The following is a 19,740-nucleotide window of genomic DNA, read 5'->3' as shown; positions in this document are numbered from 1 at the left end:
CTAATGCTGAGGACTCATCAAAGTATACTATTTTTTTAATTTAATTTAGCCTCCATTTAAATGAAACGCAAGTTCGCATTTAATTTTAACTTTTTCAATTCGTTTCTAATTATTAATTATATAAATTATCACCAACTTTTATTGAAGAAGATCAACGTATTATTTTTTAATAAAACAATCGTTCGAAAAAGTACACTTTTTCGAACGGATCATTTTCTCCGTCGCCAGCGATCATTTCTCGTTCCAAAAAGCCTCAGCCTGTAATGCGAACGTTCATATTTTTAACTAGCCTTTTACGAACGACAATGTCAAGTTGGCTTCCGAATTACGAAGAAAAGGATGCTGAAGATTTTCCCCATGTCAATTGCTGGTTCTTGATGAACATTGAGATCGGACACCTTCTTTGAACAAGCGTTTCAATTAGGCATCCCTAGATACCAGTATCGATTGGATATTTCCTCCATTGTATATGATTGTCATTACAATAACAATATGATGTCATTTAATCATTCAAAACACTATATATAGTAACTAATGACTTTTCCTCTCCACCTACAAATTGCTCAGGACTTCCTCTCCCACCTTCTTATCACCCTTCACGCATACCTCCTCCATGCCAAGCGAGTATATCTTCCTCCCCAGCCCCCTCGTTCATGCTCTGTTCATCATTCCCTGCTAAGGTGGGTTCAGATAGAGAGATGGGAGGCGACAGGAATGCCGCATGTAGGAAGATTGACGATGAAGCGCAGCTTCGTCTGGCTGACGATACTGGTGTGGGTAATGCTTGCGGGAGTGATGAGCATGGCACCCAGCGCGCAGGATCAGACGGTGAATACAGGAGAAAACGATCTGCCGGAGGACGCTCCTTCGGCAGTAACAGAGTAACGGATCGCGACGTACTTTCCAGGCGAGGAGGAGATGCTCGGCCTGCTTGTATTGAGCGGCTGGGATAAGACCGCGGACGTCGAGGCGGTCAGCGAACGGCTGGCAGAGGAAGACTTGGAGGCAGTGGAAGGCTTTATCCCGTATCATCAGATGCCGGACGTGGCGCAGGCATCTTTTCTTTCGGATGATGAGAATGTGATCATGCTGCCGTTTGCATTGGTGGACGGGCTGGAGCTCGATAAGGTAGAGGAAACGGTCGGGACCGTGACGGCGGTGGCCGACGAGGCGGTTGCTTCGGGAGAGGTGGTTGTGACCGGTCCTGCCGGCATCGCTTCGGATACGGTCGCCATCTTCGGGGATGCGAACGTACTGCTCCTGCTCGGGACGATCGCGCTCGTATTTCTGCTCCTGATCGTCATTTACCGCTCGCCGTGGCTGGCGATGATTCCGCTGGTGGCGGCGCTGTTCGTCTACCAGGTGACGGACCGTCTGCTCGGCCTGCTCGCTTCGCAGGGCTGGCTGGTCATTGAAGCGCAGTCGCTTTCCATTGTCATGATTCTTCTCTTCGGAGCGACGGTGGACTATAGTTTGTTCGTGTTCTCCCGGTTTCGTGAAGAACTCCGGCAGCGGGAGGATAAATACGAAGCTATGCCTCGGGCCGTCCGCGGGGTCGCTGCTCCGATCTTTTTCAGCGGGGCGACCGTCTTTGCGGCGATGGTCGTGCTGATCACAGCTGACTACGGTCCTTACCAGAACTTCGGACCGGTCTTTTCCATCACGATCCTGATGGTGCTTGCTGCAGGACTCACACTTGTACCGGCCTTGTTCACAGCAGCCGGGCGACGGGCTTTCTGGCCGAAGGTGCCCAAAGTAGAATCGTTACCCGAAGAAAACCAGCATCCGTTCTGGGCCCGTGTGGCCCGGATCGTCACGAAGCGCCCGCTTGTGACGACTGGTCTTGTGACGGCGTTTCTCGTTGTGAATGCCCTCAACGTCACGCAGGTGCAATATTCTTTTAACCTGCTGAACTCGTTTCCGGACGACATGGACTCGCGGGTCGGTTTTGAACAATTGGAGGAAAGTTTCCCGCCGGGAGAGCTCGCTCCGGTGACCGTCCTCTTGGAACAGGAAGACGGCCTGACCGGCGAGGATGCTCTCGAGCAGACCGAAGCGCTCGCGGCGATGCTGGAAGAACGAAGCGATGTCCTGAACGTCGAGGTGCCGGAAGCGGAGGCATTTCAAGCGGGAGACGCGCTGGATGAAAGCGGGCAGGCGGTGCTGCTGGAGTTGATTCTCGCACAGCAGCCGTACGAAGCAGAATCGCTCGATGCAATCGAAGCGATGCGGACCGAGGCTCCCGAGCTGCTGCAGACAGCCGGCTTCTCGGAAGGCAGCCTCTCCTTTGCCGGCGAAACCGCGAATCAAGCCGATGTAAGAGACGTCAATGACCGCGACACGATCACCGTTGCTGCGGGCGTCACGCTCGTGCTATTTATCATGCTCGCCTGGCAGACACGCTCCTTGGTCGCACCCATCTACATGATGTCGACGATCCTGCTGTCGTATTTGTCTGCGCTCGGCATCGGCTGGTTCTTTTTCACGACGGTGTTGGAGTTTGATGCAATCAGCTACCGGATTCCGCTCTATTCGTTCGTCTTTCTCGTTGCGCTCGGCGTCGATTACAACATCATGCTGATGTCGAGAATCCGCGAAGAGACAAGGCATGCTGCAACCAAGGAAGCCGTCCGGCGCGGGGTCACCTTGACCGGCGGCGTCATCTCCTCGGCGGGGGTGATTCTCGCGGCAACGTTCGGAGTGCTCACCACGATGCCGATGATGGAACTGTACATGTTCGGCTTTGTCGTCGGACTCGGCATTCTCATCGATGCCTTCCTCGTGCGCGGGATGCTCGTGCCCGCTATTGCCGTGCTCCTCGGCCACCGCAACTGGTGGCCCGGAAAAAGACAGACATGAGGCTGACAAGGCTTCCTGTGTGTAAAGAAGTAGTTGTTTGACTGGATTAAACGAAAGGCCAGCACCGGAACTTACTGCCGGGGCTGGCCTTTGAAACGTCTATCGCCATGTTATAACGGTAAGTGAACGAACAGGACGAGCAGCATCGTCCCGAAAATAAGAGAGCCAAAATCGGCCAATGCCTTGTTTGCCGGTTCATGAATAGGATTTCTGTCATGATAAGAGCGGAAATGACAATCGAGATCATCGACGGTATGACGTCCATGCTGAAATTACCTGCCTCTTTATCGTCTGTTGTCTGGAGATAGCGAGCAGCGTCACTAAATGGATTTTTCCCTTTCGGTTGGAGGACAAACGTTCACCGAAGTCTCCTTCATAATAATTCCTATTCATCATCGCGAGGCTTTCCTTTATCATTAGATAGAGTACAGGGAGAATGATGCAGAACTAAGCTCCGACTCAGAAGTCACTCTTGTCCTTACTCTGCACAAACGACATATTGCAAGTACAAAGGAGAGTCTACTATAGGACAAATCAAAGTCTATGGATGCAAAAACCAGTTGAATCAAAAAAAAGCTGTCATGTCTTCTGTCATTCACGCCTTTATGGTTGAAGCGTTCTCGTTTCCGGAAGACAAAAAGTTTCACCGGTTCTTCCCGATGAAGCAGGATGATTTCCATTACCCAAGCGACCGGACGGAAGCCTACACCATCATTGAGATAAGTCTTTTTGAAGGCAGATCCATGCAAGCAAAGAAAGACCTGATCCGCCTATTGCTCCACCGACTGCAGCAGGAGCCTGACCTCGCCCATGAAGATATAGAAACCACCATCTTCGAAACCCCGAAATCCAACTGTGGCATCCGCGGTCTGCCTGGAGATGAGTTGGCTCTGAACTATAACGTGAACATGTAACTGACTCTTCTTATCGGCTGTTACTAAAGAATATTCATGAAACCTTTCTGCGGCTACAAATAAAACCGCTCGGACTCCTCATAGCAGCATCGCCATCCTGCATGAAAGTCTTCCCATCAATAAAGCTATTTCTCCTTTTATTTTGAAAAAAAGCTGTACCAGAGCGGTTGCAACCGATTGTTGCGCTGTTGTTGGCAGCAGGCAACCGCTCTGTTTGGTATGATGGTCGTAACCTGATCGAGAGAAGGAGCTTGTTCTATGTCCCTGGGTACTTCTATTCGTCACAAACGAACGTCGTTACAATTATCACAGGAATACGTCGCCGAGCAGCTGGACGTCAGCCGGCAGGCCGTATCGAAATGGGAAACCGATGCATCCAAGCCGTCCACAAAAAACTTGGTCCTGTTGGCTTCCCTCTTTGACTGTGAGGTGCACGAGCTGACCTCCCCCGAAGAATCCAGGCAGGGGCAAGCCTCTCTCGAGGAGCCGTCTTCAAATACGAAGAATGCCATCCGCATGCATATGGCCGCCGTTTTTGGACGAGTGTTCCTTTTGGTCGGTGCTGTGGGATTTTTAGGCGTTCCCGGCTCTGATGACATGGGAGGTCTTCCCGATTGGTATTCGCAAGTGTGGTGGGGAGCGATCTTTCTTATTGGATGCGTGTTGACGTGGATCGGCTCGTGGGATTATTTCCACCGAACAGCCGGGTCCAAGCGAATCGTCTGGATGGACGGGCTTTTCGTGACTGCCTTCCTGCTCTATCCGGTCTGGCCGTTTGACCCAGGCATCAGCACTCTGCTCAGCCTGGCTCTTGGCACCGTGGTCCTGATCCTCATGAATCTCGTTTTCTTCCTCCCTGCCTGGAGAAAAACGACACCCCCTGCATGACGGCATGCAAGGGGGTGTTGGCGATTCTTTTCCTTTCTCCTATCACCCTGCCCGGCTTCAAGCTCCTGTGGGAATCTTCTTATTCCTCCGGATCATTCACATAGCCGATAAACAGCGGCGCCTCCATCACTTCAATCCCTCTTGAGTTTAAATATTATCCTTAAAATGGTAAAGTTTTATTATACAGTTTATCCTACTTTGATTAGAACAAGCACGCGAAGAATTGTTTGTAAATTCTCATTTTTACAACAAATCAAATTGGAGGATTATATGAATATTATTAGGATCTTGAACTCGAAGTGGAGAGGTTTCTATGCTGCGATCATGACAAGTGTATTTGCTCTCATCTTAGCAGCAATTTTAGATGTACCTAATATAGGCCCTATGGTTTTAGGTTTCATTACTGGAATTATCATAGCATACGTCATTAATTTACTTTATATTAAATACCACGAGAAAAAAGAAAAAGTGGAGAGCAACTAGATTGGCATCTCTCGCTTTCTTCCTCCCGGCCTGGAGAAAAACGACACCCCCTGCATGACGACATGCGATGGGTGTCGGCGATTCTTTTCCTTTCTCCTATCACCCTGCCCTGCTTCAGGCTCCTGTGTGAATCTCCTTATTCCTCCGGTTCATTCACATAGCCGATAAACAACGGCGCCTCGGTCTCTTCATCCTGAATGGTGAACAGGAACGGCCGGTCGACGACCATCTCGAAGTCATGAGCCGGCTCAGACTCTTCCATCGCTACGCTGGTGGCTGCGGCGGCCTCGGTCCCTGTTTCGTCTACTTCAATGAAAGTGTCATGAAGCACTTCGCTGATAGAAGGTCCGCCTCCTTGTGCCATCCTGGAAAAATCGGCCTCCCCTCCGTTGAATGCTTTTGTCATCCCGAGCTCTTGCAGAGGATCATTTAGTTCCATCTCTTGCTCCATCGTAAAACGGGGCAGCCGAAACATCCCGGTTTTCTCCTCAAAGGATGGTGGACCCTCTTCTCGCAGAAAGTCGATGGTTTGTTCGAGGGAGCCCTCGTCTTCGTTCGGTAGAATCACATTCATCGACCACGCTTCTTCTTCTCCATATGGTAATGACACGGCTTGAAAGGCATCTTCTTCACTATAATCATAGGTTGGTTCTTTTTCCGCATGCATCATCATCATGGCGTCGACCTTTTCTTCGGTGGACGTCGTAAAGGTTTGTTCCTGCGTCATGCTCTCTTCAAAAGGTTCCGTCCAATCGCCCTGAAAATATACTGCGTTAATTAAATACATCACAACTGTTTCAGGTACTTCGTCAATCATGTCTTCGATCAGGCCGTTCGTCTGCTCGCTTATCCATTCATTAATCGGTTCTTCATCTGTTAACGGTTCAACCTGGGCCTCGTAGTACGTCTCGAGCTTCTGAATAAAAGCATCTTCAAATGGATACTCCTCCTCTTTCCAGATCGAGTTGGCGATGGAGAGCTCCGTATCCGGATCCGCTTCTTCCAGCACGTGCATCCATGCCTGGAAGGAAGCATGGATGTCTTCCTCGTCCACGTCATGCAGCGCCAGCACCTCTGCCATCTCCTCTCTCGTGTCGCCATCCGCACCAGCCATCGTCATCGAAAGCGCCGTGCTGATGCTGATAGGAGATACTAAACCGTTCTCCTCTTCCTCCAGCGTTTCTTCAAACAGGTCCCACCCGAAATTGCGAGCGGCGCGCGGAACCTCTTCATCGACGTCCGCAGCCTCATAGGTCTCTTCTTCTGCCTCTGCAGACGCAGGGTCCTCGTTATCCGGTTCCGCTTCTTCCAGCTCGCTGTCCGTATTCTCTCCACACGCGGCAAGTAATGCGCCAAGTATCATGGTTCCGGAGCAGAGCGTTGATGTCTTCCATGCCATGCTGCATCCCCCTCTGGATTCTGTCTCCAGCATCTCTGCTGGCGTCTCTTACTTCTACAGTCGACAGCATGCCATGAAAGTTACAGATAACTGGAAATGAGGGTGCGAACCAGCGTCTTTGCAGAAAAAAAAGCAGCTTTTCCTTTTTACAAGGACAGCTGCTGTTTTTACGAGGCGGTGTTTAGATTTTTCATGATCAAGGATCCGGATTTCCTGGATTTATACGGTGGAGCGGCGGCGCGGATACAGCAGGATCCCTGCCAGAGCCAAAGCAAGGCCGGCAAGCAGCATGGACGGGGAAGCAGTGGCGGTAGCCGGGAGCTCGTCACCTTCTTCCCCGATGGTGATTGGTATGTCCAGTTCGTGCGTGCGGCTGCCATCTTCCGCACTCTCTTCAAACAAGGTGACGGTCAGGTCACGAGTCCCTGCTTCATCCATTTCTACGACATCAATCTCCAGATCGAACTCTCCCCATTCGGGGCCGCCGGCTGTCGCAGTCGTAAACCCATCCAATATCTCAGTTCCATTTTCCACAACAACGTAGGAAACCGTTGCTTCGAAGACACGGGCCTCGCCTTCAATATGAATCGTGTGATCATCTGCTTCGGCACTGAAGATGCGGAACGACTCGTTCTCATAGATCGTCTCTGTCTCAGCCGATGCCGGCAGCGCGAAAAGAAAACTGGAAAGCAGCAAGAGTACAACCAAGATGCCTTTCATCACGATACATCCTCCCTTATGAGGAAAACCGGATCCCTTCTCTCTATAGTATCCTATCCTGCCTTTCATTAACAGAATTTTTTGAATTTAATGATTCGTGCTTTGGAACATGGAAATGATGCATCCCTTTCCTTTTCCGCCTATCGTTCAGCAGAGGTCGTCTCTCCATGCTACGGGGTCATCATCATGTCCTCTTGATCGATTTCCTCGGCATTCTCCACAATCTCCTCCGGCACGGTAATCTCTCCGACTTCATCAAAGTCGTACAGCGTCATGGCCATGTCCTGTTCCATCGACACTTGCTCGCCCATCTCTTCGATTTCGATCACCATCTCGAGGTTCGCGTCCGTCTGATACAGGGTTTCTTTATCGATGACGACCTCCATGTGGAAGTGATCGACTTCCAGTAGTTCTTCCGATGCTCCGACGTCATCAAAATCACTCAGCACGTCTTCCCCCAGGTCGCTCTCCATCAGCTCCATGATGTCGACATCTTCCCCGCTGACGGCCAGAACGTACGTATCATCGGTTTCGTTCATGACGACATCATCGGCGACTTCCTGCAGGTAATCGGCCTGCTCGGTCGGGTCCATCTGCATGTCTTGACCGAGGTCCTCTTCCAGTCCATCCCCCGGGATAAAGAGCCATTCCGCATCAGAGACGTCCATCCCAACCACGTTGTTCATGTACTCGCCTTCCTCGACATGATACATCTCGATCTCCTGCTCCTCCTCCGCGAACGGATCGGAGACGACCGCGTTTTGATACAGATGGTAAGGATCCTGCGTGATTTCCATGGTCGATTCCATGCTGATCTCCAAGTCGCCCAATTCCGCCTCTCCCGTGCCGATGAGCTGCGTCATCGTTACGTCGGCGCGGTAGGAGTCGACCTCTTCCATGTTCTCCCCGGAGGCGCTGAGCACCTCCTCGACGCTCATGTTGTCGTTTCCTTCTCCGCAGGCGGCGAGTACAGCCGCCGCTGCTACTGCTGTCAGTCCGAATTTCTTCATGTGTGTTCTCCCCCTATGTATGATCGTTTTTGATTTTTTCGACGCAGAAGCACCTTCGATTGGTTCTCTAGATGGACTCAGGTTTCGGGTTATTCGGCGCCCTTATCCTGTCTCATTCGAGAAGCTGCTCCAGCATCTCCTGTCATTCTCCATGTTGCAGAAGATTCCTTCCTGTTCTCAGCACATCCTACAGCAGGCATACGTCCAGGAACAAAAGCGCAAAGCGCCTTTTGCTCGGAATGGCGTGCGGAAGCGCTGCAGGTTTTGAAGGGAAGAACACGTGCTTCGTTCTTCCCGTGCAGCGTATGAAGCCGTCGTCTTCTTGTATGAAAACTTATACATTCCTATCACTCAAAGAACGCTGTCGATGCCTGACAGCCTCCAGTTTGTGGACGCTCGTCTTCTGCGACGTTACGTGATCGGATAATCCATGACCACGACGTCTTCAATGACACCTTCCAAAGCGCCTAGGAATGCCACATGTTCCGGATGCGTGATGTAGTGATCCAAGGCGGCTTTATCTTCAAACGTGACCCGCAGCCCCAGCGTATAACCCTGCATCCGTTCTTGTTCGTCTGTTTCATTTCTTCCGGCAGTCAAACCTGTAATGCCAGGAATTTTGTCTTGGAATCCCTGCAGCATCTGCAGGAGCGCTGCCTCTTTTTCCGCGGTTAGTTGGTCATTGAATTTAAAAAACACCATGTGCTCATACATTCGTTCGTCCTCCTCGTTATTGTCAGCAAGCTTCCCTGTATTCTATCCATATGTGTGCATCGACACAAACAACTGCTCTTTTTCACGATGTTTTTCGACGTGTGCTGGCGTGGATCTTTCCAGTCGTATGCCTCTTCATTCGGACCCCTCAATGGCGTGCATACGTTCTTCCTCGTGCATGTGCAGATGAATGTCCGTATAGCCGATATGCATGGAAGGCTGCCTCCTTCTTCTGTCTTTCATGGATCGTTTACCTGAAGCGGCCGTCTAGAGAGAAGGCTAGTTTATTTGCCTTGATCAATCAAACCATCACTTCCCGACTTCTTCGACCCATTCGAGGAGCCGCTTCTTTGGATAATAGATGCTGCCGTTGATTTTGACATGTGGCACATCCTTATATTCTTTCGTTAACGCCTGCGCATCTTTCTTCTCGATGCCAAGCGTATAATGAACGTGCTTTTCATGAATCAGCTCTTTTTCCTCGTGCTCCGATAGGTGATCCATCATGCTTTTCGCACTCGGATTCCGAAAGTTTTTCATGCCATCCCCAATAAAATAGGATGCTGCAATCAAGCCGACCGCCAGCCAGAAAAAATCCATTTCCATCAGCTATCTACCTCTTTTCCCTGTATGATACCGCTTTGTTATCCTTGTTTGATACATCAGAACCCCCCGGCACCACCGCCTGCACTCGTGCCAGTCGAACTGAAGCTGCTTGGTGTCCCGGTAACCGTCATCTTTCATGCGCTTCCATGATGTGGGTGACGCTACTGATGCTGCTATTTTCAAAACGATTAGTCACCCCGGGGGTTTCGCCCTTGCAGCCATTGATGTGTACATCGAGATCATGAATGATTCGGTGCGTGCACTGGAGATACTCTTCCTTCTGCTATACTGCCGCCAGCCTCACGACCATCTCGACATTTTTGAAGTCCTGCGTCTGTGTCTCATCATCGATCTATTCATGAGATCACATTCTACAACTCTTTGTTCCTGCTGCGTTTCCCTTTTTCCTCAACCAGATGATAAAAACAGAGCGCCTACGGAAACTAGAAAAAGAGCCATGAGACTAGCCTTGATCGAACCGCTGTACTTTGGCTTTTCGAGGTATCTCTCCAAAAAATGTACATAAATGATGAGGAGGAGCATGCCGATATTCAACATCACGAATCCCTGCATATCCTCGGCTGCCAAAGCCCGCATCGCCATGAATCCGATCAAGAAATAGCCGGCATGCCCAAGTGTGAAGTGTACATACTGTTTCATTTTCCGCTCCCTCCAGGTATTTGTAGTACTTAGTCGGATCTGAGAGTGTTTGTCTGAACCCGCATTTTCGAAACGTGTCTTCTAAAAGAAATCGTGGACACGGGGACCCATCATTCCTTGTAAAATTTTTTCTTGGACGGGAAGAAGACAGCTGCTGACAGTATCATAGAGACCACCAGCATGGCCAGTGAAGCTGCAATTATTGTTAGGCGTAACGGGATGATGTCAGCAGTTATACCAACAGCGAGGATAAACAGCACTTGCAGCAAGCTTTGCACCAGCTGAAAAATACTCGTAACACGACCCATGACTGTCGTCGGAACGTTATTTTGATAAAAGGTGGTAATTCCTGCATTTAAAAAGACGTTGAAAAATCCTAGTATGACAAAACCGGTTACGATGGACATAAAAGACCAAGAGAAAGCATAAATAACATAACCTACGGTAGTCATCGTGATGCCAATGACAATCATGAATCGCAACGAAAACAGATGGGAGAATACTGACAAAAGAAGAGCGCCTACGACAGATCCAACGCCAGTAATACTAATCAAGAGACTGTATTCAAGCTCCGACAATCCAATAACCTGCTGCGTAAACACCACTTCTTGCGCATCCATCGCATAGGAGAACAGCATCGCTGCAATAAAAGCCATGTAGACAGCAGCAATGTAGTTATTCTCTTTCAGGAAGGCTATGACAACAGAAAAATCACTTTTCACTTGTTGCCATGTGAGTTTCGGAACCGCATCTTCCTTTATTAATTCCGTTTCAGGCAGGATAGATAAGAGCAGCGCAGCAGCAATAAAGAGACCAGCATTCATCCATAGTGTTATCTCCACTGAGGTTAACAGAATCAAACTTCCTGCTATTGCAGGTCCTACGATGAATGCCCCTGACGTCGTAAACGAACGTATCGCATTAAATCGCTTTCTCCTCGGCTGTTCGACAACCATCGCAACATAGGTCATGGAGGCCGGTCCAAAGAAAGATTTAGCAATGCTCAAACATACCAGCAGACTGTAGATGACTATCATATTCGGTGCAAAGGGAATGAGAAAAATAAAAACAGCCCTCACCACATAAGTGATCATCATTACTTTTCTTTTGCTTCGATAATCGATAAAGCTTCCGGTCCAAAACTTCGTCAATATGTTGGTAAGCGGACCAATGATCCAGAGGCCTGCCACTGCTGCCGCTGATCCAGTTAATTGGTAGACAATAATATTGATAGCTACAAGATAGATAAAATCTCCTATACCTGCAATCCCGATAGACGAAAGTAAAATAGATAGCTTTTTCCATTCCTTATGTTTGTTTCCCATTTCCCTAACTCCCGGTCCTGCGACGTTTGGCTTATGAGATGTGTTGATGAATTATGTCATGATTCCTCCTTCCTAACCGCAGTCCAAATGAAACATACAAGTTTCTATCCGGTCTTTCATGTGGCCACCTCAGGAAACTCGTTTCTGGACAATGCTTTAAAAAGGAGACGGTCTTCTTCCGACTCGAAGTATCCGCTTGGAATGACAACCACCTAAATATTAGAAAAATAGCCAAGCGCCTTTTGGTCGGACCTATCAACCAACATAAACAGATCAAGTCCTCGTATTCCTTCCTCATATGGAGGTCTTTCAACAAACCTTTCGGAGTGGCGTTCTGCCTATGTTGTTACAGGCCTGTATCATCTGCCATCGGATACCTACTCGGTTGATCATCTCTCTAGTCAGCTTCCCGGCTCGGCAGTCTCACGAACTTGAGCGAGAAAAAAGCCGCCGCAAAGAGAGAGAAGGCAAGGTTTTCCGACCAGTCTATTTCTGCACCTCCGACCCTATCGATCACAGCGAGCGTGATTACAGAAAAGAAAAAGGTAAACAACATGTGCTTATAAGCCCGCTTGAGAAAGTCCATCTTCTCCCTCCTTTTCGCCTAAGCGTTGGTTTCAGTCCAAGACTTCCACCGATTCGATGGCATTTTCGCCGTGATACAGGGTTCCGTCATCCGACTCTTCTGAAGAATCCCCCGCTTTCATAACCGAGACATACCAATTTTCTGCGAACGGGACAGCCTGTTCTTCTTGTTCGTCCGTGATGATGATTGCGTACTCGTTGCCGTCTTGAGAGGTGGTGGTTCCTTCCGTACTCGACGTGTCATGCAGCGAAATGCCGGTCGTGAGCCTCACGGCAGCATAACCCCCGTCTGTCTTGAACGATTCCCCGATATGAAAGTTATCCTGAACCCGGTTCGCCACCATCAATTGATCGCCTGAGGTTGTGTGAATGATGAGAATCTCTCCATGCACGCCCTCGGAGAAATCCTCCAGTGCTTCTTCTTCTGTGTTAAAGACTTCTGCTTCTGAATCAGAAGAACCAGCAGCGCTGCACCCTCCAAGGAAACACACGACACTAACTGCTGTCATCTAGGTGATTTTCATGATTATCCCTCCAGCCCGCGTTTGCCGGGATGTCGGCAAAAAAGCCGCACAGCCTATCTGTTACGTCCATATTCTCGTATCCCATTTTTATTGAATTAGCTGCAAGCATCCGCTTCACTTCCCGCTGAGGAGCGGGCAAGCTCTCACTGAACCAAACAAGGAAGCCAATGAGCAGCAGGGAGAGCATCAACGAAGACATCGTTACAGCAAAGGACATGCCTGTTATTAAAAGGATCAACGTCCCCGCGAACATCTGAAAGAACGAGATCACCTATGCCTGCCTCCCCTTAAACGCGCTGAGCCCGCTTTTCTTTGCTCCATAGACGAATGTGAGACGCTCTCTTATTCTGGAGCTGCCAATTCTACTTTCATCCGATCCGGGTCTTCAAAATAAACAGCGTAGTGATCCTCTCCTCCAGCGTAAGGATGCTGCTCTTCGTAAAGAATAGGAATGCCACGTTTTTGCAATTTCGCTGTCACCTCATCCACCTGCTGACGCGATGAGGCGTGAAAGGCGAGGTGATTCAGCCCCACCCGGCATCGATGATACGGTGGTTCTTGGAAGCGATCTTCTACCTGCACAAAAACAAGATACATGTTCCCCAGCTTCCAACTGCGCCCATGCTCCCACTGTTGAAACAACGTGTAACCCATCTCTTCAAGAAACCATCCCCAAAAAGCAGCGCTGCGCTCCAGATGAGAGACGTAGCATTCAATATGGTGTACAGCTCCGGTGGACATCCAACTCCTCCTTCTTAGAACAAGGTCTCACGGCGCCTTTTAATCAGAGAAATGTCACAGGTCTTCCATACAAAAACCACCATGTCTCTGGAAGAGATATCTGTGCACCGATCACACTGAAAGCACCTACGCTTTTTTCTTGAGTCAACTATCCCATTTAAACCATTTTATGTAAATGAGCAGATGGATGTCTCCTCTGCTCTTCTATCTTTTCTGTCGATAAACGATAACAACCTGCCCGATTTCTTCGTTGCAAAGAAAAGGCTTCTTCTTGCCCCTTTACTCATCAGAACCCCCCGGATCCGCCTCCACCTCCACCAGCTCCGGCACCGCCGCCTGCACTCGTACCGGTCGAACTGAAGCTGTTGGAAGCCGCGGCCGTGTGCGAGGAAAACTGCGTACTTGCAAACAGGCCGGCGGTCATGAAGACCGGCAGGGAATTGTCGGCCTGCATCGATACGGCTTGGTCCTTCATTTTCGGCATCGATTTGCTGAGCTCTCTCACCGATTTGACGTTCAGACCCAAGCCGTAGATAAAGGCAATTCGCTGCTCCTCAGGATCAAGCCTCTTCCAATCTTCCTGCTCATAGGCAGCGACTTCTTTCTTGAAATCGTGCCACTCACCGAGAAGCCGCCAGCCTTTTTCCGTCCGCGGCTGGTGCAGGGCCGCGGCTGTGATACCGGCGAGGCCGACCAGCGTGAGCAGGCCGGCCGGAAGCAGCAGGCCGAAAATAAAATACGGGACAGCGGCTGCAATCGCAAGGATGCCGACCGCACTGCACAAAATCCGGAGGCCGGTACGCGGAATCTTCAGTGCGGCCTCGTTTTTCTCTTGAAGGATTTCCTTGTACCAGTCGATTTTTTTCTTTTCAAATTCATGGTACTGCTTCTCCTGCTTGAGACACTCCTCCATGTCGGTGAGACGGAACGTTTCGCCGTCTCCCATGTCGTCGAATAACATCGCAGTCAGCATCTGCTCATGGCCGTTCATGCCTTCGCGTCGGATCAGGCGGAAGCGGTCCGCGTCTTCCTGCTCCGCATAGCCCTGCCGGACCAGATCGAGCAGCGAGGCCGTCAGCAGTTCGGAGGTGACGGCGGGCTGTACGTAGAACATCGTCGCCGGCAGGCTCATCTGCAGCTCCGGTGCGCCTTTCTCATAGCTTTTGGCGAGCGCCCGCTGTTTGTTCGGCAGATACTTGCGGCGGTCGATCCAGATCGGCAGAAGGGATGCGAGCGCAAAGAATCCTATCAGGAACGGCGCTGCTCCTGCCATCAGGCCGGCACGATTTTCTGCCGCCGCGGCTGCCGCTGCGGCTTCCTCCCGCTCCTCTTCCAGCACCGCTTCCAAGGAATCATCGGACGTCCGCTGGGCATCGGGGAAGAGCTCCGCATCAAAGGCAGCCCGGATATCCCCATTTTCCCCGGAAGGGACGCGTCCAGGATCGAAGACAGCCATGTGGTCCTCCTCCAGGGAGCCGGCCCCTTCCAAGGCATCGAATCCTTCGATGATGACATCGCTGCTGTCTCCCGGCGGCTGCACCCGGATCATGAGGTTTTCGTATGCGGTCTCGTTGGAGTGGTCAAAGAAAGCGTGGAAGAAATCGCCGAAATCGTCATAACGGACGACCGCGTCCTCGATAGTATACGTGATGTCCACTGTGAACATCTCGTCTTCTCCGGGACGCTGTATGCGGTATTCGCTGTCCCCTTCTACTTCCACGTCCAGCGGCTCGCCGTCTTCCGATGCTTCCAAAGCGAAAATCGTACTGCCTTCAGGTTCGATGAGGTCACGGATGACACCGTTAAAGTCTCCTTCGAACTCGTACGTGAAGGATTCCTCCACCTGCGCTGTGCCGTCTTCTTGTAAGTAGACATCGATCTGCGCCTCGGGAATGGTTAGTTCGAATGCGGCAGCCGGCGAGCTCCACACGAACCAGATCAGCAGCCCAAAGCAAAACCCTGCTCCTTTTTTCATGTCCCTCACCTCTTGCTTATACTATACGATGCAGACCAGGAAAAGGTTTCTTCTTTTAGCAACCGTCTCGTCCATCCGTACTCCTTGCCTGATCAGGCATCCATCGGCCACATCGCCTGGTGATAGGCCATGTCCCAGAACAAGTATTCAAAGCGGGTCGTGTTCAAAAAGATTGTCTCGAGCTTCTCCAGTTCGCTTTCCGGACTGTCCGCCGTCAGCTCGTCCAGCAGGTCGATGCACCACTGCGCGGTCTGCGCAAATTCCTCGGAACTGTACATGCGGATCCATTCTCCGTACAGCGGATGATCGGCGGCTCCCGGAATCGCGGCGAGTTCTGTCCCGATTTCCCAGTAGCTCCAGGCGCATGGCAGCAGAGCGGCTATGAGTTCACGCAGGGAACCGCTCTGACCGACGTGCAGCATGTAGTGCGTGTAGGCGAGTGTCGTCGGAGACGGAGAAGCTTCTTCCAGCTCCTGCTCGGTGATGCCGAACTTTTTCGCGTAGTCGCGGTGCAGCTGCATCTCTTCGTTCATCGTCGAGTCCAGCAGCGCCGCAAACCGCCCCATCGTGTCGACGGTTTCTGCTTTCGCTGCCCCGATGGCAAACAGCTTCGCGTACTCGATCAGGTACAGGTAGTCCTGCACCATGAAGAAGCGGAACTTTTCTTTATCCAGCGTGCCCTCTCCCATTTCTACGACAAACGGATGGCGGTGATTCTCTCTCCAGATCGGCTGGAGCTTGGCATGAAGCCGTTCACTGAATCTCATTCTGATGCACTCCTCTTGTGATGTGTCTTTTTCTCCACGCAAAAAAACTTCTTCCTCGAAAGAAAGAAGAGAACAAGGGAGCCGCTGCTGCCCTGCCACTGCTTCCCTCCGCCAGCATCATCTGGATCAGGTGAATAAGGGTCGAGACCGTGTCTCTCTCAGCTGCCGCGCAGCTCCCCCAGCGTGGTGGTTCTATATCAGTGCCTTCTTTGTACCACACGAGGCCGCCATTTGCAAATTTTCCCTTTTCCATCCCAGGTGGCTCCCTTTTTGTCCGCGGCGCCCAAAGCGGAAAGCTCCTTTTGGTTGGAACGGCGTGTACACCAGGTTCTTCGCGCACATCGGCTTTTCGTTCTACCCGGGCGCCACAGTCAACACCTGCATTCCTCAAGGCACGTCGGAGCCATCGAATGGGTGACGCTCTTTTTTTAGGCTATGTTATCGTTCGTTGTTGATGTCATCCGCTTTCGGCGGACACTTGCTCAGGGGCTTGTCCTCCACGACCCCTCGCGAGGCGAAGGAGAAACAGGAAATACTCCACGATTATCCTACATGTTTGTTCATTACTTTTTTGTATAATAGTGATATAGTAATAAGTATCTAATTAGGTATTTTTATTCACTTTGATCTACCATTACTGGGAGGAATGGCTTTGGACGTATCTCAATCTTTTCTAGACGCGATCGATGATAACTTGGTTGTTATCAATCGAGAAGGAACCATGATATACAGCAATAAAGCCTGGAACGACTTCATAGAAGCAGAGTTCCCTGATCATCTTTCCCCCGTGGATAATTATTTCAATTTCCTTCATCTGGCTGGAATCTCCACTTCACCCTACCAGCTGCTGTCGCTCTTCCACGGCATCACGGACGTGTACGAGCATGTTTACCGGTGCCCCTTTTCCCGTTCGGAAACGTGGTTCAAGCTGGAAGCGAAACCTTTAGGGACGAAGGAGAAGAACGCCCTTATCTTGATTTCTCACACCGACATCACGCTCTCGATCTGTATGGAAAAAAACGCAATGGAAGTCATCGAATCGATGAATGATTCGTTCATCTTACTCCATGAAGACAATAAAATTAAATTCATGAACCATAAAGCCGAAGTCTCCCTCCATAAAAAAAGAGAAGACATGTTGAATCAGGATATCCAGGAAAGCTTAAACGTCTCTGCTGCTCATCCACTTGTCGATACGTTGGAGGAGGTCCGTGAAACACAAGCCCGACAGACCCTGGAGTTTTATGCCGAAACGTTGAATACGTGGTTTGAGATCACGTTTCTCCCCCACAAGAACGGGGATGTCGCCTGTTTCTTTCAGAACATCAATGAACGAAAATTCACGTTGCAGGCTTTACGGGAAGATACCTATTTTGACAGCCTGACGTCCCTTCCGAACCGAGGTCAGTTGATCAGGGATATGGATGAATTGACTCGCGACCGCGTCCCCTTCACCCTCGTGACGGTGAGCATTAAGGATTTTCAGGAAACGAATAATCTGTACGGACATGAAGTTGCTGATCAGCTTCTTAAGAAACTGGCTTTTCGTCTGCAGAAATCCTTCCTTGAACATCGAATATACCGGTATACTGGGGATGAGTTTTTATTGACCTTCGAAGGAACGTTATCCAGCGATGAGATGAAAAACATCTTAGAGAAACTGCATGAAACGGTGGAGCCTCCCTTTGAAGTGGGTCCGCTGGATATGCTCTCAGTGTCCTGCCGCAAAAGCGTTGTCTCTTCTCCGAAAGATGGCGAAACAACGCTCCATCTGCTGCAGGCCATGGATGCGACGAGACTCAGCTTGAAAAATCACGCCAAAGCGGAAGGTGACGTGATGTTTTACAGCCAGGAGCTGGGGGCAGAACACGTAAAAACCTTTCTTATCAAGCGGGATCTTCTGCAAAGCCTGGATACCGAAGACCTCTTCCTTGTTTATCAGCCTCAAGTGCATGGGCAGACGGGCGAAGTACTTGGTCTCGAAGTTTTGTCCCGGTGGGAGCACCCCGAGATCGGAGCGATACCTCCTTCCACATTTATATCAACAGCAGAGAAGAATGGACTGATCACTGCGTTTACTCTGCAACTACTGAAGCGGGGCCTGGAGCTGCTTCGCCGGTTGCAGCAGGAGTACCGATATGCTGGAACGATGGCATTCAACATCTCCTCTTCTTCTTTAAAAGATCATGCGTTTATCGAAGCTTTACTGCAGCTTCCGCGTGACTTTCAACTGCAGGCAGATAGCATCGAACTCGAAATTACAGAAACCATGGAACTCACTTCTGACTCGCACATCCCAACCCATTTGAGAAAACTCTGGGAGGAAGGTTTCCGCATTGCTTTGGATGATTTCGGCACAGGGTATTCGAAAATAAGCTACCTGGATCAGTTCCCGATTCACCAGATTAAAGTGGACCGCTATTTTGTTCAGCAAATCCCCTCGTCTCAGGATAAAGCGCCGGTGCTTGATGCCCTGTTAGAGCTCGTTCGCAGTGTCGAGCTGGAGTTACTCATCGAAGGTGTAGAAAGGTCGTATCAGTTGTCCTATTTGTTAGATAAAGGCTGTACGCAATTTCAAGGCTATTTCTTTAGTCGACCGTTAACAGAAGACGAACTTATACCCTGGCTCAACGAAAAGCGATCTATTGTTCAACAATTTTCGTCGTTTGACTCCTGACGTGCCGGGTCCCTTTTTGTCGTAACTTCGTGTGCCCAAGGCTTGTTGAAGGAAGAAAGGGTTCTTCGTTCTTCCCGCGCGACGCCGTCTTCTTTCTATGGCATCTTTTTTACGAGCCTGAAAATAACGTCTTCGATAAGCTCTCCACATGTAGAAGGCACCACTGCTCCTCGGCGGTGGTGCCTGTTGTCTCTCTTCGTTTCGTTTAGTCATCGACACCGAGGACGTCTCCGGTGTAGGCATCCACATACACGTCCACGTCGTCGTCGACGTGCTCCACTTCGATTTCATACACGAGCAGGCCGTCTTCCCATTCGAGGTCGATGTCATCCACATAGCCTTTCCCAATGTAGTTCAGAGCGATATCCGCTGCCTGCCGGCCGGTAAGCTGTTCGTCCTGTGTCTCTGCTTCCTCGGTGGCGGAGACAGAGGGTTCCGGATCCGCTTCTTCCGATTCAAAAAGATCCTCCACTGCTGTCACGACGTCTCCGGTATACGCGTCGACGTGCAGCTCGTGCGCTTCCCCTCTCGCCTCGAGCTCCACCTCGTAGACGAGGCGGCCATGGTCGACCTCCAGCTCTGCTTCATCCAATGCGTCTTCGGCCTTTGTTTTGGCGGCTTCGGCGGCCTCTTCCGCTGTGATCTGCTCCTGCTCGGCGGGGCTCTTGTCGAGTTCTGAGAGATCTGCGTCAGGCTCGTCGCCGGTAAGGGCGAAGGCGGATGTGCCTCCAATGACGATCATCGCTGCCAGCGCCAGCATGGTTCTTTTCATCCGATCCTCTCCTTCTGTGATGAGTATGGTGCTCTTGTTCTACTCTACCCAGAAAAGATGAGAGCATCGTGAAACGAACATGAGAACTTCATGAGAAAGGAAGGCCTGCCCCGCCTCTTCC

19 protein-coding genes and 1 riboswitch are annotated in these 19,740 nt (G+C 50.5%); of the genes, 5 read left to right on the top strand and 14 right to left on the bottom strand.

The annotated features are described in order from the left end of the window. Nucleotides 1-714 precede the first annotated feature (714 nt). From G477_RS21235 to G477_RS0112670, 4 genes are all read left to right on the top strand, one after another. Complete coding sequence (locus G477_RS21235) at nucleotides 715-885, top strand: hypothetical protein (protein WP_156897351.1); 171 nt, start codon at nucleotides 715-717, stop codon at nucleotides 883-885. Between the two features lie 33 nt (nucleotides 886-918). Continuing rightward, complete coding sequence (locus G477_RS19600) at nucleotides 919-2,859, top strand: MMPL family transporter (RefSeq protein ID WP_156897350.1); 1,941 nt, start codon at nucleotides 919-921, stop codon at nucleotides 2,857-2,859. 524 nt (nucleotides 2,860-3,383) lie between these two features. Continuing rightward, nucleotides 3,384-3,773, top strand: coding sequence for a tautomerase family protein (locus G477_RS0112680; protein WP_026698267.1), 390 nt, complete (start codon nucleotides 3,384-3,386; stop codon nucleotides 3,771-3,773). A gap of 258 nt (nucleotides 3,774-4,031) precedes the next feature. Further along, nucleotides 4,032-4,661 carry a helix-turn-helix domain-containing protein gene (locus G477_RS0112670; protein WP_026698266.1) on the top strand — a complete coding sequence of 210 codons (630 nt, stop codon included), beginning with the start codon at nucleotides 4,032-4,034 and terminating at the stop codon, nucleotides 4,659-4,661. 619 nt (nucleotides 4,662-5,280) lie between these two features. On the opposite strand, the gene G477_RS19590 is transcribed toward G477_RS0112670, so the two are convergent. The 13 genes from G477_RS19590 to tenA form a co-directional block, all read right to left on the bottom strand. Continuing rightward, the gene (locus tag G477_RS19590) at nucleotides 5,281-6,543 is read right to left on the bottom strand and encodes a serpin family protein (RefSeq protein ID WP_051288008.1); all 1,263 of its coding nucleotides are present in this window, start codon (nucleotides 6,541-6,543) and stop codon (nucleotides 5,281-5,283) included. Nucleotides 6,544-6,762: 219 nt separating this feature from the next. Then, complete coding sequence (locus tag G477_RS20585; protein WP_051288006.1) at nucleotides 6,763-7,263, bottom strand: Gmad2 immunoglobulin-like domain-containing protein; 501 nt, start codon at nucleotides 7,261-7,263, stop codon at nucleotides 6,763-6,765. Nucleotides 7,264-7,433: 170 nt separating this feature from the next. After that, complete coding sequence (locus G477_RS0112650) at nucleotides 7,434-8,273, bottom strand: DUF6612 family protein (protein WP_026698264.1); 840 nt, start codon at nucleotides 8,271-8,273, stop codon at nucleotides 7,434-7,436. A gap of 411 nt (nucleotides 8,274-8,684) precedes the next feature. Then, nucleotides 8,685-8,987, bottom strand: coding sequence for a Dabb family protein (locus G477_RS0112645; protein ID WP_026698263.1), 303 nt, complete (start codon nucleotides 8,985-8,987; stop codon nucleotides 8,685-8,687). Between the two features lie 309 nt (nucleotides 8,988-9,296). Next, the gene (locus tag G477_RS0112635; RefSeq protein WP_026698262.1) at nucleotides 9,297-9,593 is read right to left on the bottom strand and encodes a hypothetical protein; all 297 of its coding nucleotides are present in this window, start codon (nucleotides 9,591-9,593) and stop codon (nucleotides 9,297-9,299) included. A gap of 408 nt (nucleotides 9,594-10,001) precedes the next feature. Further along, a complete protein-coding gene (locus G477_RS0112630; RefSeq protein ID WP_026698261.1) occupies nucleotides 10,002-10,253 on the bottom strand; it encodes a hypothetical protein in 252 nt (83 codons plus the stop codon). 110 nt (nucleotides 10,254-10,363) lie between these two features. Next, entirely contained in the window at nucleotides 10,364-11,578 is a 1,215-nt protein-coding gene (locus tag G477_RS0112625; RefSeq protein ID WP_026698260.1) for an MFS transporter, read from the bottom strand. Between the two features lie 397 nt (nucleotides 11,579-11,975). Then, a complete protein-coding gene (locus G477_RS0112620) occupies nucleotides 11,976-12,164 on the bottom strand; it encodes a hypothetical protein (RefSeq protein WP_026698259.1) in 189 nt (62 codons plus the stop codon). 31 nt (nucleotides 12,165-12,195) lie between these two features. Next, nucleotides 12,196-12,672, bottom strand: coding sequence for a hypothetical protein (locus tag G477_RS0112615; protein ID WP_026698258.1), 477 nt, complete (start codon nucleotides 12,670-12,672; stop codon nucleotides 12,196-12,198). Further along, on the bottom strand, nucleotides 12,659-12,958 hold the full coding sequence (locus G477_RS0112610; protein ID WP_026698257.1) for a hypothetical protein: 300 nt from the start codon (nucleotides 12,956-12,958) through the stop codon (nucleotides 12,659-12,661). Before G477_RS0112610 ends, G477_RS0112615 begins: the two co-directional genes overlap by 14 nt. Before the next feature lie 71 nt (nucleotides 12,959-13,029). Next, nucleotides 13,030-13,428 carry a VOC family protein gene (locus G477_RS0112605; RefSeq protein ID WP_026698256.1) on the bottom strand — a complete coding sequence of 133 codons (399 nt, stop codon included), beginning with the start codon at nucleotides 13,426-13,428 and terminating at the stop codon, nucleotides 13,030-13,032. A 286-nt stretch (nucleotides 13,429-13,714) separates the two neighbouring features. Continuing rightward, on the bottom strand, nucleotides 13,715-15,403 hold the full coding sequence (locus tag G477_RS0112600) for a DUF2207 domain-containing protein (RefSeq protein WP_026698255.1): 1,689 nt from the start codon (nucleotides 15,401-15,403) through the stop codon (nucleotides 13,715-13,717). Nucleotides 15,404-15,495: 92 nt separating this feature from the next. Continuing rightward, a complete protein-coding gene (gene tenA, locus G477_RS0112595; protein WP_026698254.1) occupies nucleotides 15,496-16,170 on the bottom strand; it encodes a thiaminase II in 675 nt (224 codons plus the stop codon). Between the two features lie 86 nt (nucleotides 16,171-16,256). Continuing rightward, a riboswitch (TPP riboswitch) is annotated at nucleotides 16,257-16,360 on the bottom strand. A gap of 462 nt (nucleotides 16,361-16,822) precedes the next feature. Between tenA and G477_RS0112585 the strand changes: the two genes are divergently transcribed. Continuing rightward, nucleotides 16,823-18,847 (top strand): sensor domain-containing protein, encoded by a 2,025-nt coding sequence (locus G477_RS0112585; RefSeq protein WP_170203879.1) that lies wholly within the window; start codon nucleotides 16,823-16,825, stop codon nucleotides 18,845-18,847. Nucleotides 18,848-19,052: 205 nt separating this feature from the next. Here G477_RS0112585 and G477_RS0112580 read toward each other — a convergent pair whose 3' ends face one another. Beyond that, nucleotides 19,053-19,619 (bottom strand): PepSY domain-containing protein, encoded by a 567-nt coding sequence (locus G477_RS0112580; RefSeq protein ID WP_026698251.1) that lies wholly within the window; start codon nucleotides 19,617-19,619, stop codon nucleotides 19,053-19,055. Nucleotides 19,620-19,740 lie beyond the last annotated feature (121 nt).

The sequence above is a fragment of the Alkalicoccus chagannorensis DSM 18086 genome, assembly GCF_000429725.1.
Taxonomy (GTDB): Bacteria; Bacillota; Bacilli; order Bacillales; family Salisediminibacteriaceae; genus Alkalicoccus; species Alkalicoccus chagannorensis.
Note: the sequence above shows the minus strand (reverse complement) of the source record. Positions and strands in the feature narration are given on the sequence as shown.

Coding starts and splice junctions, on each gene's coding strand:
- G477_RS21235 (WP_156897351.1), top strand. CDS start 715: ATGCCGCATGTAGGAAGATTGACGATGAAGCGCAGCTTCGTCTGGCTG.
- G477_RS19600 (WP_156897350.1), top strand. CDS start 919: ATGCTCGGCCTGCTTGTATTGAGCGGCTGGGATAAGACCGCGGACGTC.
- G477_RS0112670 (WP_026698266.1), top strand. CDS start 4,032: ATGTCCCTGGGTACTTCTATTCGTCACAAACGAACGTCGTTACAATTA.
- G477_RS19590 (WP_051288008.1), bottom strand. CDS start 6,543: ATGGCATGGAAGACATCAACGCTCTGCTCCGGAACCATGATACTTGGC.
- G477_RS20585 (WP_051288006.1), bottom strand. CDS start 7,263: ATGAAAGGCATCTTGGTTGTACTCTTGCTGCTTTCCAGTTTTCTTTTC.
- G477_RS0112650 (WP_026698264.1), bottom strand. CDS start 8,273: ATGAAGAAATTCGGACTGACAGCAGTAGCAGCGGCGGCTGTACTCGCC.
- G477_RS0112645 (WP_026698263.1), bottom strand. CDS start 8,987: ATGTATGAGCACATGGTGTTTTTTAAATTCAATGACCAACTAACCGCG.
- G477_RS0112635 (WP_026698262.1), bottom strand. CDS start 9,593: ATGGAAATGGATTTTTTCTGGCTGGCGGTCGGCTTGATTGCAGCATCC.
- G477_RS0112630 (WP_026698261.1), bottom strand. CDS start 10,253: ATGAAACAGTATGTACACTTCACACTTGGGCATGCCGGCTATTTCTTG.
- G477_RS0112625 (WP_026698260.1), bottom strand. CDS start 11,578: ATGGGAAACAAACATAAGGAATGGAAAAAGCTATCTATTTTACTTTCG.
- G477_RS0112620 (WP_026698259.1), bottom strand. CDS start 12,164: ATGGACTTTCTCAAGCGGGCTTATAAGCACATGTTGTTTACCTTTTTC.
- G477_RS0112615 (WP_026698258.1), bottom strand. CDS start 12,672: ATGACAGCAGTTAGTGTCGTGTGTTTCCTTGGAGGGTGCAGCGCTGCT.
- G477_RS0112605 (WP_026698256.1), bottom strand. CDS start 13,428: ATGTCCACCGGAGCTGTACACCATATTGAATGCTACGTCTCTCATCTG.
- G477_RS0112600 (WP_026698255.1), bottom strand. CDS start 15,403: ATGAAAAAAGGAGCAGGGTTTTGCTTTGGGCTGCTGATCTGGTTCGTG.
- tenA (WP_026698254.1), bottom strand. CDS start 16,170: ATGAGATTCAGTGAACGGCTTCATGCCAAGCTCCAGCCGATCTGGAGA.
- G477_RS0112580 (WP_026698251.1), bottom strand. CDS start 19,619: ATGAAAAGAACCATGCTGGCGCTGGCAGCGATGATCGTCATTGGAGGC.